The 16,348-nt window shown below is 61.0% G+C and carries 12 protein-coding genes and 1 pseudogene; 4 read left to right on the top strand and 9 right to left on the bottom strand.

Going from position 1 to position 16,348, the window contains the following annotated elements:
• Positions 1–56: 56 nt before the first annotated feature.
• Positions 57–626 (bottom strand): HutD family protein, encoded by a 570-nt coding sequence (locus BMS17_RS27795; RefSeq protein WP_077432300.1) that lies wholly within the window; start codon positions 624–626, stop codon positions 57–59.
• Positions 623–1,333 (bottom strand): histidine utilization repressor, encoded by a 711-nt coding sequence (hutC, locus tag BMS17_RS27790; protein ID WP_154505298.1) that lies wholly within the window; start codon positions 1,331–1,333, stop codon positions 623–625. Before hutC ends, BMS17_RS27795 begins: the two co-directional genes overlap by 4 nt.
• A gap of 146 nt (positions 1,334–1,479) precedes the next feature.
• Between hutC and BMS17_RS27785 the strand changes: the two genes are divergently transcribed.
• On the top strand, positions 1,480–2,844 hold the full coding sequence (locus tag BMS17_RS27785; RefSeq protein WP_077432299.1) for a formimidoylglutamate deiminase: 1,365 nt from the start codon (positions 1,480–1,482) through the stop codon (positions 2,842–2,844).
• 113 nt (positions 2,845–2,957) lie between these two features.
• On the opposite strand, the gene BMS17_RS27780 is transcribed toward BMS17_RS27785, so the two are convergent.
• Both BMS17_RS27780 and BMS17_RS27775 read right to left on the bottom strand, forming a co-directional pair.
• Positions 2,958–3,527, bottom strand: a complete 570-nt coding sequence (locus tag BMS17_RS27780) for a lipocalin family protein (RefSeq protein ID WP_077432298.1) — start codon at positions 3,525–3,527, stop codon at positions 2,958–2,960.
• A 31-nt stretch (positions 3,528–3,558) separates the two neighbouring features.
• The gene (locus BMS17_RS27775) at positions 3,559–3,813 is read right to left on the bottom strand and encodes a lipoprotein (protein WP_046031217.1); all 255 of its coding nucleotides are present in this window, start codon (positions 3,811–3,813) and stop codon (positions 3,559–3,561) included.
• 274 nt (positions 3,814–4,087) lie between these two features.
• On the opposite strand from BMS17_RS27775, the pseudogene BMS17_RS31130 reads away from it, so the two are divergent.
• Positions 4,088–5,131 (top strand): annotated as a pseudogene (locus tag BMS17_RS31130) (cache domain-containing protein); the annotation flags it as partial.
• A 93-nt stretch (positions 5,132–5,224) separates the two neighbouring features.
• A complete protein-coding gene (locus BMS17_RS31125; RefSeq protein ID WP_371916744.1) occupies positions 5,225–5,989 on the top strand; it encodes a methyl-accepting chemotaxis protein in 765 nt (254 codons plus the stop codon).
• 98 nt (positions 5,990–6,087) lie between these two features.
• Here BMS17_RS31125 and BMS17_RS27765 read toward each other — a convergent pair whose 3' ends face one another.
• The 5 genes from BMS17_RS27765 to BMS17_RS27745 all read right to left on the bottom strand — a co-directional run bounded on the left by BMS17_RS27765 (position 6,088) and on the right by BMS17_RS27745 (position 15,620).
• Entirely contained in the window at positions 6,088–6,690 is a 603-nt protein-coding gene (locus BMS17_RS27765; RefSeq protein ID WP_077432297.1) for a DUF924 family protein, read from the bottom strand.
• Between the two features lie 3 nt (positions 6,691–6,693).
• Positions 6,694–7,704 carry a class 1 fructose-bisphosphatase gene (locus tag BMS17_RS27760; RefSeq protein ID WP_046031220.1) on the bottom strand — a complete coding sequence of 337 codons (1,011 nt, stop codon included), beginning with the start codon at positions 7,702–7,704 and terminating at the stop codon, positions 6,694–6,696.
• 291 nt (positions 7,705–7,995) lie between these two features.
• Positions 7,996–9,369, bottom strand: coding sequence for a DUF3999 domain-containing protein (locus tag BMS17_RS27755; RefSeq protein WP_077432296.1), 1,374 nt, complete (start codon positions 9,367–9,369; stop codon positions 7,996–7,998).
• Entirely contained in the window at positions 9,366–12,968 is a 3,603-nt protein-coding gene (locus BMS17_RS27750) for a DUF2339 domain-containing protein (protein ID WP_077432295.1), read from the bottom strand. Before BMS17_RS27750 ends, BMS17_RS27755 begins: the two co-directional genes overlap by 4 nt.
• A gap of 201 nt (positions 12,969–13,169) precedes the next feature.
• Positions 13,170–15,620 carry a glycogen/starch/alpha-glucan phosphorylase gene (locus BMS17_RS27745; RefSeq protein WP_046031223.1) on the bottom strand — a complete coding sequence of 817 codons (2,451 nt, stop codon included), beginning with the start codon at positions 15,618–15,620 and terminating at the stop codon, positions 13,170–13,172.
• A 258-nt stretch (positions 15,621–15,878) separates the two neighbouring features.
• On the opposite strand from BMS17_RS27745, the gene BMS17_RS27740 reads away from it, so the two are divergent.
• Positions 15,879–16,319 (top strand): YkgJ family cysteine cluster protein, encoded by a 441-nt coding sequence (locus BMS17_RS27740; RefSeq protein ID WP_090473876.1) that lies wholly within the window; start codon positions 15,879–15,881, stop codon positions 16,317–16,319.
• Positions 16,320–16,348 lie beyond the last annotated feature (29 nt).

Genomic DNA, 16,348 nt, shown 5'->3' with positions numbered 1-16,348 from the left:
CGACTGCTGCGCAGCCGAACGCAGGCTGCGCCAGCTGCTACAAAGTGAGTGTTGACTCAGTGAGCCGTCAGTTCGATCACACAGCAGGCGCCGTTGCTCGAGACTTCCAGCAGGCCGGTGTTACCGTCGAGTTGCAGGCAATCATGGCGACCGAGTTGCGACGTGCTGTTACCGACCGTCACGTCCAATGCATCGCTGATGCTGAACACCAACACCGTACGCGCCGAGGCGAAAAACTGCTGCTCGCCGGAAAGCCACTGCAAGCGCGCATCAAAACGCTGCGGCGCATAAATCAGGTTGAAATCGCGAATCGGCCCGCCGAGCAATGTGCAGGACACGTCGCTCTCACCGCTAAAGGCAAACGGGGTCAGCGGTAACAATGGATGCGTATCTTGACCGTCCACCCGCAAGGTCATGCCATCACCTTGCAGCACGGTGATGACGCGCTCGTACCCGGTGAACGTCGAGAAGCCGCCCGACTCGCCGATGTCGGCAATCGACAGGCGCCAGCCAAAACCGTCAAGGCCCGTGCCTGCATCGCGGGTGATTTCTTCTGTGCTGCCACCGCCGTTTTTCCACGGCATGCGTGGGTAATCTTTGGCGCGCAAAACCTTCAAAGCATTCATTTATGAAAGCGTCCTTCCAGACGATGACGGGAACCGGGGTGGATCAAACGGGCGGCGGTCACCGGCTGACGGCCCGACCAGGTGCGGCGGCGAATCAGCAGGCACGGCTCGCCCTTTTCAATCTGCAGCAATTTGCATTCGCTGGCTTCGGCCAGAATCGCCTCGACCACATGCTCGCCCTCCGTCAGCGGCGCGACCTGGTTCAGGTAGGCGTAAGGCGTTTGCAGGGTGAAGTCCTGTTTGAGGTAGTCGGGGGCCACCAGCGCGTTGACGAAACGGTCTTCGATTTGCACCGGGATATCGTTTTCGAAATGCACGATCAGCGAGTGGAAAACCCGCTGCCCTTCGCGCATGTCCAACGCTAAAGCGCGTTCGGAGCCGGCGGCTTCTTCTTCGAGGGTAATCACTTTGCAAGTGTGACGATGGCCACGGGAGGCGATTTCGTCGGCAATGTTGTGCACTTCAAACAGCGCGGACTGGCTTTTCGGCTCGGCGACGAACGTGCCGACGCCTTGCATGCGCACCAACAGACCGTCGGCGGTCATCTCCCGCAGCGCACGGTTGATGGTCATGCGGCTGAAACCGAGTTGGCTGACCAGCTCGCTTTCCGACGGAACGCGGTAGTGCGGCGGCCAGTTTCCACTGTCGATTTGCTGGGTAATCATCTGTTTGACGCGGGCGTACAAGGGCGCCGGACTGTCGCCCATGTTCGCGGCCAACGGTGACACTGGGGGCGGAGTCGGCACGGTTAATCCTTGGTCGTTTAGTGAATATCGCTAGCTTGCCGGAGTTTACCGGGCAGGCAAACGTCTGTATATGTATATACAAATAACACACGATGGGGTGCCGAACCATGTCCGCCTTCTTTGCCGAACGCGCGCTGCTGCCTAGTGGATGGGCCAACAATGTACGTCTTGAGGTCAATGCCGAGGGCGTTTTGACCCATATCCAGGCCGATTCCCATGCAGATGGCGCCGAACGGCTGAGCGGTCCACTGCTGCCGGGAATGCCGAATCTGCACTCCCATGCCTTCCAGCGAGCGATGGCCGGACTGGCAGAAGTGGCGGGCAATCCGAACGACAGTTTCTGGACCTGGCGCGATTTGATGTATCGCCTCGTCGGAAAAATCAGCCCGGACCAACTCGGCGTCATCGCCCGTCAGTTGTACATCGAAATGCTCAAGGCCGGTTACACATCGGTGGCGGAATTTCATTACGTGCATCACGACACCAACGGCCAGCCTTACGCGGACCCGGCCGAGTTGGCGCTGCGCGTCAGCCAGGCCGCCAGTTCCGCCGGTATTGGCCTGACCCTGCTGCCGGTGCTCTACAGCCACTCCGGCTTTGGTGGCCAGACCCCGAACGAAGGTCAGCGCCGCTTCATCAACAGCACCGAAAACTACCTCAAGCTTCAGTCGCGCTTGCAACCACTCCTGGCGCAGCAACCAGCGCAGTCGCTGGGTCTGTGTTTCCACTCATTGCGCGCAGTCACGCCGCAGCAAATCAGCGAAGTGCTGGCGGCCAGCGACAAGCAATGCCCGGTGCACCTCCATATCGCCGAGCAGCAGAAAGAAGTCGATGACTGCCTGACCTGGAGTGGTCGCCGTCCGCTGCAATGGCTGTATGAAAACACCGAGGTCGATCAGCGCTGGTGCCTGGTTCACGCCACCCACGCCAACGCCGAAGAGGTCACGCTGATGGCCAAGAGTCGCGCCATCGCCGGCTTGTGCCTGACCACTGAAGCCAACCTGGGCGACGGGATCTTCCCGGCGGTGGATTTCCTCGCTCAGGGCGGACGCATGGGCATCGGCTCTGACAGCCATGTCTCGTTGAGCGTGGTGGAGGAATTGCGCTGGCTGGAATATGGCCAGCGTCTGCGCGATCAGCGGCGTAACCGCTTGTATGGCGCGGATCAGCCAATGGTGGGCCGCACGCTGTACGACGCCGCACTGGACGGCGGCGCACAGGCACTGGGGCAGCCGATTGGCGCGCTGGAAGTGGGCAAGCGGGCAGATTGGCTGGTGCTCGATGGCAATGATCCGTACCTGGCGACGGCCAGTGGCGACAGGATTTTGAATCGCTGGCTGTTTGCCGGTGGTGATCGCCAGGTGCGCGATGTGCTGGTCAATGGCCAGTGGGTTGTGCGTGACGGGCGTCATGCCGATGAGGAAGAAAGCAACCGCGCTTTCACCCAGGTCCTGCGCGATCTTTTAGGCTGATAAAAAAACCTGTGGGAGCGAGCTTGCTCGCGATGGCGGCCTGTCAGTCAACATTTCTGTTGAAGCTGATGGCCTCATCGCGAGCGAGCTCGCTCCCACAGGTATATGTGCAGTTAGTCCGAGGTCTTGGCCATCTGCTGCTCCGACGCACGCCAGATCAGCCGCGAGGTGTCGTAACCCTGCTGACGCGCCTTGCTCAGCAGTTCCTCGCGCACGACGCCATTGACGGTCGGCGTGCGGGCCAGCAGCCACAGATACTTGCGGCTCGGGTCGCCAACAATGGCTGTCTTGTAGTCGTCGCTGACGTACAACACCCAGTATTCGCCCTTCGCCGTGCCGGGGATCAACCGAGAGAACCAGGTATCGAACTTGACCCACAATTTGTCGGTTTTGCCCGGCACCTGTGGATAAGCCGTGCCCTTGACCTCTTCCCACTGCCACTGCGGCGTCAGGCAGCGGTTCAAGACCGCCAGGTTGCCGTCCGGCTTGAGCGTGTAATGGGCTTCGGATTGTGCGCAGTCACGCTGGAAATACATGGGCATGCGAGCCAACTCGTACCAGGTCCCTTGGTAGCGCTTGAGGTTGACGCTGTTGACGGTTTTTGGCGCCAACGAATCTTGGCCAGAAGTGGCGCAGCCAGCCAAAACCAGGCCGGCAAAAAGTACGAGTAATAACCGCTTCATTGTTTTTCTCCCGCGGGCGCAGCGCCCCGGTTTACTTCAGGCCTTGGCCGGAAAACATCAATACTTTGTCACCGGCGTACTGCACGCTGATAAAGCTGTTTTTGTCGCCCCAGGTGCAACTGGACATGCCGAGCGCGCCCGAGCAATCAGCAGGTGTACCCAGCAACGTCTCGACCTCGGCCTTGGGCATGCCGGTCGATAGTTTCGAGTAGTTTTCCTGATTGACCTTGCTGCATGCGGCCAACAACACGCAGAACGAGAGCAAGGCGATAGAACGCAGCGACATGGTGAGACTCCTGGAACGAAGGGGAATGGCATGGCTGCCAAGCTGAAGCTTAGAAGAGCAAACCCCCATCTGGTTCCCCGACTGTTGTGCTATTTATCGGGCCACTCGTCTGCCTTCTTTCGAAAAATCAGCAACTTTCTCGCGCCATTGAGTATTTCGTCGGTTTTTGCAAAAACGCGCCTAATCTTTGGCGCTGGCCAGTCGACATAGAGGCAGCGCCAAGCCCTCGACTGTGACGATTTGACGCCCCTCGCCGACCAGCCCCTCCGCGGTAATGCATTTAATGACCAGAAACATGAAGTTCAGCCACAAGATCCTGTTGGCAGCCGCCCTCGTGGTCGCCGTTGCGTTCGCCTGCTTTATCCTGTTCAACGACTACCGCCAGCGCCAGACTCTGCGCAGCAGTACCGAATCGTCGATGCAGGAACTCGGCAGCCTGACCACCAGCAACATCCAGACATGGCTGGAAAGTCGCATCCAGTTGCTGCAATCGCTGTCCCAGCAGATCGCCGTGGATGGCAGCGCCCAGGCCAGCCTGAAACGCGCCATCGACCTGCCGGCCTACACCAGCAACTTCCAGCTGAGCTATTTCGGTGGCACTGACGGCGTGATGTTCTCGGTCCCGGCCGGCAATCGCGCCGCCGACTACGATCCTCGTTCCCGCGGCTGGTACAAGGCGGCCAACAGCGCACAACAGACCATCGTCACCGAACCATACATTGCCGCATCCTCCGGCAAACTGGTGATCACCGTCGCCACGCCAGTGAAGTATCAGAGCCAGATGATCGGCGTTGCCGGCGCGGACATTGACCTGTCCAGCGTCAGCGCGATCATCAACTCCCTGAACTTCGGCGGCCACGGCCACGCGTTCATCGTCAGTGCCGACGGCAAGATCCTGATTCACCCGGACAACAAACTGGTGCTCAAAGGCCTCGCTGACGCCTACCCGAACGGCGCGCCGAACGTCAGCCCGGGTATGAAAGAAGTCGAGATCGACGGCAAGAAACAGTTCATGTCCTTCACCCACGTCAACGGTGTGCCGTCTGCAGACTGGTACGTGGCACTGGTGCTGGATCAGGACACCGCGTTCTCGATGCTCAGCGAATTCCGCACCTCGGCGATCATTGCCATGGTGATTGCCGTGGTGATCATCATCGCGTTGCTGGGCGTGTTGATCAGCGTCCTGATGCAGCCGCTGCTGACCATGGGCCGCGCGATGCATGACATCGCCGAAGGTGAAGGTGACCTGACCAAGCGCCTGACCATTCATGGCCAGGACGAATTCGGTGCACTGGGCACCTCGTTCAACCGCTTTGTAGAGCGTATTCACACCTCGATTCGTGAAGTGTCGTCGGCCACCGGCCAGGTCAACGAAGTCGCCCTGCGTGTGGTGGCCGCTTCCAACTCGTCGATGTTCAACTCCGATCAACAGGCCTCGCGTACCAGCAGCGTGGCCGCGGCGATCAACGAGTTGGGTGCCGCCGCCCAGGAAATCGCCCAGAACGCCGCCCTCGCCTCCCAGCATTCGAGCGATGCCCGCGCCATGGCAGAAGATGGCCAGCAAGTCGTCGACAAAACCATCGCGGCGATGCAGCAGCTGTCGGCGAAGATCAGTGATTCGTGCGGCAACATTGAAACGCTCAACAGCAACACCGTGAACATCGGGCAGATTCTGGAAGTGATCACCAGCATCTCCCAGCAGACCAACTTGCTGGCCCTGAACGCGGCCATCGAAGCGGCTCGCGCCGGTGAAGCCGGTCGTGGTTTTGCCGTGGTGGCGGACGAGGTGCGCAACCTGGCGCACCGCACGCAGGATTCGGCGCAGCAAGTGCAGAAGATGATCGAGGAATTGCAAGTCGGCGCCCGCGAAGCGGTGAGCACCATGACCGACAGCCAGCGCCAGAGCGAAAGCAGCGTCGGCATCGCCAACCAGGCTGGCGAACGCCTGGGCAGCGTGACGCAGCGCATTGGCGAAATCGACGGGATGAATCAGTCGGTGGCGACAGCGACTGAGGAACAGACTGCCGTGGTGGAATCGATCAACGTCGACATCACCGAGATCAACACGTTGAACCAGGAAGGCGTGGAAAACTTGCAGTCAACCTTGCGCGCCTGCGCTGACCTGGAACAGCAGGCGGCGCGGTTGAAGCAGTTGGTCGGCAGCTTCCGGATCTAAAGCGCTCTCTCGGGCCCCATCGCGGGCAAGCCCGCTCCCACATGGATCACTGTGGGAGCGGGCTTGCCCGCGATGGGGTCATCAACCGCATTGAAGATTTAGAACCTGGACCCAGGCTTCGACAGAAACGCCAACTCCTCAGCCGTCGACTCCCGCCCCAACACCGCATTGCGATGCGGAAACCGCCCAAACTGCGCAATCACCTTCTGATGCTTCTCGGCATAGTCCAGATAGTCGGTAAACAGTGTTCGATCCGCCTCCGGCTGTTGCGCCAACAAATCGATGTAACGCGAGATGCACTCGTTCTGCACCGCCAGGTGTTCGCAGTGCTCCAGCACCAGATAGATGAACACCCGCTGAATCGGCCGCAACTGCCGGTCGAAATCCGCAGCAATGCCTTGCCCCACCAGTGCCTGAGCCCTGAGATCGCCGGAATAGGATTTGGGGGTGTCGCGGTAGATCATTCGCGGGAGTTGATCGAGCAACAGCACCAGAGCCAGCCAACCTTCGGGGCGTTGCGCCCAATCAGTCAAACCGCCGGTCAGTGCCTGCTCGACCCAGCCCCCGAAACGCGTGCGCGCTTCGAGGTCCTGGCTGTCGCGCTTGCCGAACCACAACTTGCCCTTGTCAGCCGCTATTTCGCTGGCAGATTCGAAAGAACCAAACCACCAATCGAGCAACGGCTGCCAGGGCGCGGTCATGAATCAGGCCTTGTGGTAAGCCGTAACGCGTTCGACTTCTTCTTTCGAGCCGAGGAACACTGCCACGCGCTGGTGCAGGCCATCAGGCTTGATGTCGAGAATGCGCTGGTGACCGTCGGTGGAAGCACCGCCGGCTTGCTCGACCAGGAACGACATCGGGTTGGCTTCGTACATCAGGCGCAGTTTGCCCGGCTTGGACGGCTCGCGGCTGTCGCGTGGGTACATGAACAGACCGCCACGGGTCAGGATACGGTGCACGTCGGCCACCATCGCGGCGACCCAGCGCATGTTGTAGTTCTTTTTCAGCGGACCTTCATCGCCTGCCAGCAATTCGCCGACGTAACGCTGTACCGGTGCTTCCCAGTGACGCTGGTTGGACGCGTTGATGGCGAATTCCTGGGTGGACTCAGGAATGGTGATGTTTTCGTGGGTCAGTACGAAACTGCCCATTTCACGGTCCAGGGTGAAGCCTTTTACGCCATCACCCAGGGTCAGGATCAACATGGTCTGTGGACCGTAGATCGCGTAACCGGCGGCTACTTGCTGGGTGCCTGGCTGCAGGAAGGCCTTTTCATTCAAGGGCTCGTTCTGGCTCAGGTATTCGTTCGGGCAGCGCAGTACCGAGAAGATGGTGCCGACCGGGGCGTTGATGTCGATGTTCGACGAACCGTCCAGCGGGTCGAATACCAGCAGGTACGCGCCTTTCGGGTATTTGCCCGGGATCTGGTAGGCATTGTCCATTTCTTCGGACGCCATGCCGGCCAGGTGACCGCCCCATTCGTTGGCTTCGAGCAGGATCTCGTTGGAGATCACGTCGAGCTTCTTCTGCACTTCGCCTTGGACGTTTTCAGTGCCCATGCTGCCCAGAACACCACCCAGGGCGCCTTTGGACACGGCGTGGTTGATTTCTTTGCAAGCACGCGCCACCACTTCGATCAGGAAACGCAGATCGGCAGGAGTGTTGTTGCTACGGGTCTGCTCAATCAAATAGCGACTCAGGGTAACGCGGGACATGGAAGGCTCCGGTGGAATGGGGGGCTAAAAACCCGCGCAGTTTAGCGCGAGTCGAGGCGCATTTCCTCCTATCAGACGTGATACACCCAAGAGAGTTCATGCGCGGGGATTAGCGTAGTTCGAAACGGGCCGAATGTGGACCGGTGGCAGGGGGCAGATTCGAGATTTTCTTTGCCAGGCAGTCCGCCTTCGCGGGCAAGCCCGCTCCCACATTCGACCGCGTATCTCTAATGAAACCCGGTCACCTGTGGGAGCGGGCTTGCCCGCGATTTGGCGCAGCGCCAGCCGTTCTCAGGGTTTGACCGGTGGTTTGCGCAGCAAACTGAACGCCATCGCCGCCAGGAACACCACACTGAGCAACAACACGGCCCACAGGCCGAGCTTCTTCCAGCTCGTGTCACCCGTCGCCGGGGCCGCCGATGTAGACACCGGCGTTACCACCGCTCCGCCGTCCACCGTCGCCTTACCCAACGTCGCCACCTTCTGCGCGCTGTAATCGGGAATCAGCGTCGACAATGGCAAGCTCGCCGCTTTTGCCGTCGCATTGCCCAGTGCCAGCGTGTAGGGGCCGGGGCCGCGCGCCAGGAATACCAGTTGCGTCGAGCGCACGGCAAATTTCAGCGTCGGTGCGGCGCTGCCCAGTCCACCGCCGCGCTCGTCCACCACCAGCTTCAGCTGCTGCACGGTTTGTCCCGGCAACTGCAATTCGTTCTGCACCACGTCCTGGCCATTCTGGGTCAGGCGATACAGCAAACCGCTACCCATTGGCTGCCACGGCAAGCTGCTCTCCCGGCGACCCGACAAGGTGACCGGCGCCAGGCTATTGGGTTGGCTCAGATCGATCTGCACCCGTTCGACATTCAGCCCCATCGGCAACTGCCAGGTGTATTCACCCGCCTTCGAGCTGCTGCCCGCCAAGGCCTGCGACCAGACCAACGGCAGTGGCAGGCTGCGGCTGCTCGCGCTTTCCAGTTGCGCGGACGTCAGCACTGGCGCCGATTGTGGTGAAGTCCACAGCAAGCGCAGATAACGCGCCGATTGCCCCGGCAAGCCGACTTCATGCTGCTCGACCCGTTCGTCGGCAAACGCCAATCGCGCCACCTGCCCGTCGCCCCATGACTGCCAATGCTGCAAGTCGTCACTGGCTTCAATGCTGAATCGCTGGAAGCCGTCGTGCTCGGTGGTCCAGTCGAGGACCAATTGCTGTAACGGCGCCTTGATGCCACTGGCATCGAGCAACCAGCCGCGCAGTTCTTCTTCGCCCGCCTCCAACTGGCTGGACGGCTGCACCTCGACCAACGTGCCGTTGGCGCTTGATTGCACCCGCACGCTGGGCGCGCGCTCGGTGGAATCCGCCGAGCTGTACAACGGGAACCACTTCACATCGGTCAGCGCGCGACTTTCGCGGGTCTGGGCCGATTCTCGGGCCAAGGCATACGCCTGAACCTGGCCAGCAGCGTTGAACACGCGTACATCGCTCAGGTCGGTTTGGCGCGCATTCAACTGCACGCTCAACGGCAAATCGAGGCGATACCACGGGCCTTCGCCGCTCACGGACAACGGCACTTGAGTGGTGAAATCCGCGGGTTGTTCCTGTGCGCCAACCGACAGCGTCACACCCAGCGCAACCACGCTCAACCAGCCCAGATTCAGCTTCTGACTCAAGACGACACTCCTTCGGTTTCCGGGGCCGGTTTTTCTGATTCCGGCACAGCCTCGGCGCGCTTGGGCGGCAGCGGTGCGAAATAACCGACGACCAACAGCAACACGCCAACGCCGATAAACGAGACGATCCGCGCCAGTCCGCCGCGGTTACTCAATTCAACAAAGAACAACTTGGCCACCACCACACCGATCAGCGCCGCACCGATCAGCCAGACTTCGCGGCGATGACGCAAATGACCGCCGATCATCAGGCTCAGTGCCATCAGGGTCCAGACGATGGACAGCCCGGCCTGCACCAGCATCGATTCAAGCAACGCGTCGAACTCGAACGGCACGCCACCCCAATGATGAGCCGTGCGCATGACCAGCGCGGTGAAGAACACGAACAGCGAAACCCCGGCGATCAGTTGCGTGGCGTGTGCGGCGTAGTCCTTGCGGATCGCCAGTTGCGTCACGGCGCTGCGCGACCAGAGGTAGACGCCGAACAGTGCAAACAGCAGGCCCATCTCCAGTGGATTGATCAACGGCACATACGGCAGTGGTTCGGCGGTGCCGTCACTGACGACGTTTGCCAGCCAGAACCAGCCGAGCATCAGCAACGCCAGCGGTGCCGCCGCATAAAGGCGATATTCGCGAGGATAAGCCGACACCGGCCACGGCCCGTTGCGCGGTGCCGCCATCAGCACCAGATACAGGCTCGGCAGAATCGCCCAACCCAACCAGCGCCAGGCGTTGTATTGCTCGGACAACAGCAGCAAGCCGTAACGCAGTTCCAGCGCCAACACTCCGATCAACAGCCAGCAGCCGAGCACATGCGCGGTGCTCAGGGCGCGGGCGGGCAACATCGGCGCCAGACGCTTCAGTGAAACGAAATGCCCCCCAAACACCGCGGCCCAGGCCAGCCAGCCGAAACTGGCCGCCGGGTGATAACGCGACTGCCAGGCCGCGAGCAGCACGACGCCGGCAGCAGGCATCAGCAATGTGCAGAGCAAACCCAGCGCCGACCAGTTCAGACGTAGCGCCAACACGCTCCACAGCACCACGCTGACCGCCGCGACCGCCAACAGCAACGTTGCTTGCAGACTCTGCGGCGCAAAACGCAGCACTTCGCTGATCCACGCCAGCGCCCACCACCCCGCGCCCCACACCAGCAACACTTCAGACAAACGCCGCAAACTCAGGACATCGAACGCGGAGCCATGGTTACCCAGTTGCAAGCGCCAGGCACCGACCAGCGCGGCCAGGCCCAGCACCAGCGGCGTCCAGAAACCGCTGTGCGCCAGCGGCTTCAGCCCTTCGCTGGCCAACGGGCCGAGCAATTGCGGCCCGGCGAACAGAAACGCCGCGCCACCGATCACTTGCAACAACAGACCGAAGACAAAACTCACGCGCTGCTTCAGGTAAAGGCTCAGCCAGATGATCAACAGACCGCTGGCCGCCCACACCGCACTCGCGGTTTGCCATGGCAAGACGAACAACACCGCCAGATTTATCAGCACCAGACCGGCCAGCAACACCACCGACAATCCGCGCAGCAATCTCACGTCGCTGCGCACCATGTCATCGCGCGCCGCCAGCAACATGCCGGCGATCAACGCCAGGCCGATCAACGATGCGCTGAGCAATCCGCTCCAGCCGGCGCTAAACACCGCAGCCGACTCGCCGCTCGCCCCTTGCAGCCGCAGCAGAAACAACGCGCCACCGAGCAACTGCACAGCAAACGCGGTGAACAGGAACGTGCGCGATTGCAGGCGCAGACCGACAAACAACGTCGCCAACCCCGCCAACGCCCAACTGATCGCCGTGCCGTGGGTGAGGAAGAACAACGGCGCCAGCAGATAGAGGAAGGTCAGGCCGAGACATGCCAGTACGGGCAGCCCTTGGCGTTCCCACTGCGAGGTAAGCTCGGGCAAGGCCTTGCGTAATTGATAGAAGCTGAACAGCAATGCGATGCCGAGCATCATCGCGCCCAGCGGCGAGCCGTCGAGCAGGCTGCCTTCACCGATACGCAGTTCACTGAGGAACGCCAGCGCCGAACCCAATTGCAACAGCAAGGCAAAGGCTCGGGCCAATGGGCGTTGCTGGCGCAGGCCGAGCCAGAAGATTCCGGCACCTTCGACGGCCCAGGCAGCGGCGGTCCATCGGGCATCGAGCCCCAAAGGAATCGCGAGGCTGGCGAAGATCACGCCCAGTGCCAGGCAGGTTTCCGCCAACAGCAGCGCCCGTCCGCCCATCAGCAAACGGGCAAGGCCCATGTAGATCATGCCCAGCGCCAGCGCACTGAACGCAGCGGCTAATTCCAGATGCTGGACCAGCGCGAACTGCAAGCCGAAGCCCACCAGCGGTGGCCCAAACAGCATCGTGCCGTCGACGTAATCACCCTTGCGCGCCGACCAGCGCAGTAGCGCCTCGCGGCTGTCGTCCTCAGGGGCGTCGCTCATTTCCAGCAACTTGCGCCGGGCAAACAGCAGGCCGATGGCCAGGTACATCAGGAAGAACAGGATCAGAAACGGCTCGGTACTCCACAGCAATTCTGGCGCGTAGGAACGCAGCCCCCAGGCGAAACCGATGCCGAAGGTGCCGGCAAAGCCAATCAGGTTGAGCAGCCGCCAGGCCTTGAACCAGGCGATGGCGAGGATGCCGGCATTGAGCAAGGCGAAGTAGCTGAACAGCGCGACGTGGTTGCCGGCGCCGGTAGACGTGAGGATCGGCGCGGCAAAACCGCCCAGCGCGGCGGCGCACGCCAGCGCCAGTGAGTCCTGGGTGATGGCCAGAATGGCCGAGAACACCGTCACCGCCACCAACAGGCCAAGGGCCGCCGTCGGATCCAGCAATGGATGCAAACGCATCGCCGCGAACACCGTCAGGTACAGCACGGCGATCCCGGTGCCTTGCAGCATCAGCGCATAATTGGTATTGCGATGGCGCAGCCACCAGCCCAAACCGAGCAGCCCCAATGCCGCCGCTGCGACGCCGGCGTAACGCAATTCGATCGGCACCACCATGCCTTCGGTGGCATAGCGCAGCAGAAAGGCCAGACCGAGGAAGAGCAACACCACACCGACCCGCAGCACGGTGTTGCCGCCGAACAGCCACGCTCGGGCGCCACTGATGGCACGGTCGATGAAGTTGGGGCCGCGCGGGGTGACGGGTTCTTGCGGTTCGTGGGCGACCGGTTCGGGTTTCCAGGCATCGGCAGGCAGTGGCCGACTGGTTTCAGTGGCCGCCGCCGTAATGGGTTCGAGCTCGGGAGGCAGGTCCCAGATCAGCTCCGGGGTATGGAGCGCAATTTCGTCGAGTGAGAACCCGGCAGTCGGGGTCGGTTCACTAGCAATCGATTCATTGGCAACCGACTCGCTGGTATCAGGCACCTGGACGCCAGACACCTCCAGCAACGCCAGACGTTGCTGCACCGCCTCAAGCGCCACCTGCGCCTGGGCCAGTAATTGGCGTTGCGCGGTGGCTTGCGAATCCAGACGGCCGATGCGAATGGCCTGGCCAATCCCCAACCCGAGCAAGCCGCCCAAGAGTGCATCACTGAACGACTCGTCGAGTATCCAGCCGAGCACCAGCCCTATCAGCATGAAAATCCATTGCATGGTCGATATCCCTAAGCGGCCCATTGCCTTGTGGCGTCTGCACTGACGTCATCGCGGGCAAGCCATGCTCCCACAGTCCGTGTGATCCTGTGGGAGCATGGCTTGCCCGCGATTGAGCGCGCAGCGCTCACTGAAACTGGCGCTTAGTATATCGGTCAGGCCCAACAATCGCCGGGCCTTGCACGCAATTATTGCTAAAAGTTACTCCAGCGCCTTCCAGATATCCGTGGCGTACTCGCGAATGGTCCGGTCCGAGGAGAACCAGCCCATCCGCGCCGTGTTCAGCACCGCCGAGCGCCACCATTCCTTGGAGTCGTGCCAATGGGCTTCGACGCGCATCTGCGCATTCCAGTAAGAATCGAAATCGGCGCACACCAGGAAGCGGTCGTAATCCACCAGCGAATCGATCAGCCCGGCGTAACGGGACGGATCATCCGGCGAAAACACCCCGCCACGAATTGCTTGCAACACGTCATTGAGTCGATGAGACGCGGCGATATCCGGCGTCGCATTGAATTCATGGTTCTGCTTGCGCGCTTCAACCTGCTGCGCACTGAGGCCGAAGATGAACATGTGCTCAGAGCCGATGCGCTCGCACATTTCCACGTTGGCCCCATCAAGGGTGCCGATGGTCAATGCACCGTTGAGGCCGAACTTCATGTTGCTGGTGCCGGAGGCTTCGAAGCCGGCGGTGGAAATCTGCTCCGACAAATCCGCCGCCGGAATAATGCTCTCCGCCAGGCTGACGTTGTAGTTGGGCAGGAACACCACTTTGAGCAAGCCGCGCACCGTCGGGTCGTTGTTCACCACCCGGGCGATGTCATTGGTCAGTTTGATGATCAGCTTGGCCTGGTGATAACTGGCCGCCGCCTTGCCGGCGAAGATCTTCACCCGCGGTACCCAGTCGATTTCAGGTTCCGCCCGAATCGCCTGATACAACGCCACGGTGTGCATGAGGTTGAGCAACTGGCGTTTGTATTCGTGGATCCGCTTGACCTGCACATCGAACATCGCCGCCGGGTTGACCGCCACCCCCAGCCGCTCGTGAATCAGGTGCGCCAGGGCTTTCTTGCTGTGCAGCCGCTGCTCCGCGAACGCCTTGCGGAACGCGGATTTCTCGGCGAACGGTTCCAGATCAAGCAAGCGCCCTTCGGGGTTGTCCAGCAAATCAGGGCCGAGGGCATCGACCATCATCGACGTCAGCTCGGGGTTGGCCTGGTACAGCCAGCGGCGGAAGGTGATGCCGTTGGTCTTGTTATTGATCCTATTCGGGTAGAGCTTGTGCAGTTCGGAGAACACCGTTTTACGCATCAATTGCGTATGCAGGCCGGACACGCCGTTGACGCTGTGGGAGCCGAGAAACGCCAGGTTACCCATGCGCACACGCCGACCGTTGTCTTCCTCGATCAGCGACACAGCGCGCAGCACGTCGAAATCGTGCACGCCTTTGGCGCGTAGCGAATCGATGTGATGGGCGTTGATCAGGTAAATGATCTGCATGTGTCGCGGCAACATCCGCTCCATCAAGCCGACCGGCCAGGTTTCCAGCGCTTCCGGCAGCAGCGTGTGGTTGGTGTAGGAAAGCGTGTCGACGGTAACCTGCCACGCCGCATCCCAGGCGACGTCGTAGACATCCACCAGTTGGCGCATCAATTCGGCCACGGCAATCGAGGGATGGGTGTCGTTGAGTTGGATCGCCGCGTGATCGCCCAGGGTCAGGACCGAGGTGTGCATGTTGCGATGGCGACGCAGCAAGTCTTGCAGGGAGGCGGCGACAAAGAAGTATTCCTGACGCAAACGCAGTTCCTGGCCGGCTTCGGTGCTGTCCGCCGGGTAGAGCACGCGGGAGATACTTTCGGCCCGGGCCACTTCGGCCACCGCGCCCAAGTGGTCGCCGGCATTGAAACGCTCCAGGTGCAAATCTTCCATGGCCCGGGCGCGCCACAAACGCAGCGTGTTGACGCTCGCCCCGCGCCAACCGACCACCGGCGTGTCATACGCAATCGCACGGACGGTTTCCACCGGGGTCCAGACCTGCTTGGTCTTGCCGTTTTCATCGGTGAAGGTTTCGACGCTGCCACCAAAGCCAATCGGGTACACAACCTCTGGCCGTTCAAACTCCCACGGGTTGCCGAAGTCCAGCCAGTGTTCGGTCTGCTCCTGCTGCCAGCCGTCGACGATGGCCTGGCGAAACAAACCGTGCTCGTAACGAATGCCATAACCATGACCGGCGATGCCGAGGGTCGACATGCTTTCCATAAAGCACGCGGCCAGACGACCGAGGCCGCCGTTGCCCAGCGCCGCATCGGGTTCCAGCAGGCGGATGCGTTCAAGGTCGACACCGAGTTCGGTCAGGGCTTCGCGAGCGACGTCGAGCAGGCCAAGGTTGCTCAGGCTGTCGTAGAGCAGCCGGCCAATAAGAAATTCCAGGGAAAGGTAATAAACCCGTTTCTGCCCTTTGCGGTAGATCTGCCGGGTGTGGTCCATCCAGTGCTCGACCATGTGATCTCGTGCCGCCAGGGCGATGGCTTCGAACCAGTCGTGGTCGAAGGCGTGATCCGGGTCTTTACCCACCGCGTAAGTGAGTTTGGTCAAGACGGCGTCGCGGAATGCGGCCACCTCTGCATCGCGAACAAGTGGTTCTTGAGTCATCGATAGGACCTCGAGCGAGCGTGGAGTTGTTGAGCCTAGACGGTCTGACAGACGCCGGGGGCTCTGGTTCGGCAGTTTTTCCTGAGAGTGCGAGATCGGTCGGCATTACATTGTCGTGTGCCTGAATCAATGCAGGGGCCGTGCCGGATTAACGGTGCCGATTGGGCAATACAAAAAAATCTGGCGAAAGGTTGTTCAAAAATCCACCAGTCCCGGTATGATCGCGCGCCCTGATGCACGTGCTGGTAACAACCGATGATGAAGCCCAACCTGATCGCCGCCGCTGAGATCGATCGCCTCGATACCTGGGCCAAGTACTCTGCGCCGATGTGCGGTTCCTGCGTGTCCAGCTGCTGTACGCTGCCGGTCGAGGTCAAGATCAAGGATCTGATCCGCATCGGTATCGTCGACGAATTCGAGCGCGGCGAGCCGGCGAAAAACATCGCCAAGCGCCTGCAGAAGGAAGGGATCGTCGAGCGCTACAGCCAGAAAACCGAGATCTTTACCCTCCAGCGCATGAGCAACAACGATTGCCTGTACCTGGATCGTAAGAGCCGTCTGTGCACTATTTATGAAAAGCGCCCTGACACGTGCCGCAACCACCCGAAAATCGGGCCGCGCCCGGGGTACTGCGCTTACAAGCCCAAGGAAGTGGCGCGCGAGACCAGCAGCAGTCGCCGTCCCCTCGAGAAGTTTTAACCCCTTTGCATGAGCATTCCCACGCTCGG

This window comes from Pseudomonas sp. C9, from assembly GCF_002000165.1.
Taxonomy (GTDB): Bacteria; Pseudomonadota; Gammaproteobacteria; order Pseudomonadales; family Pseudomonadaceae; genus Aquipseudomonas.
This window is presented reverse-complemented; position numbering and strand designations above follow the sequence as displayed.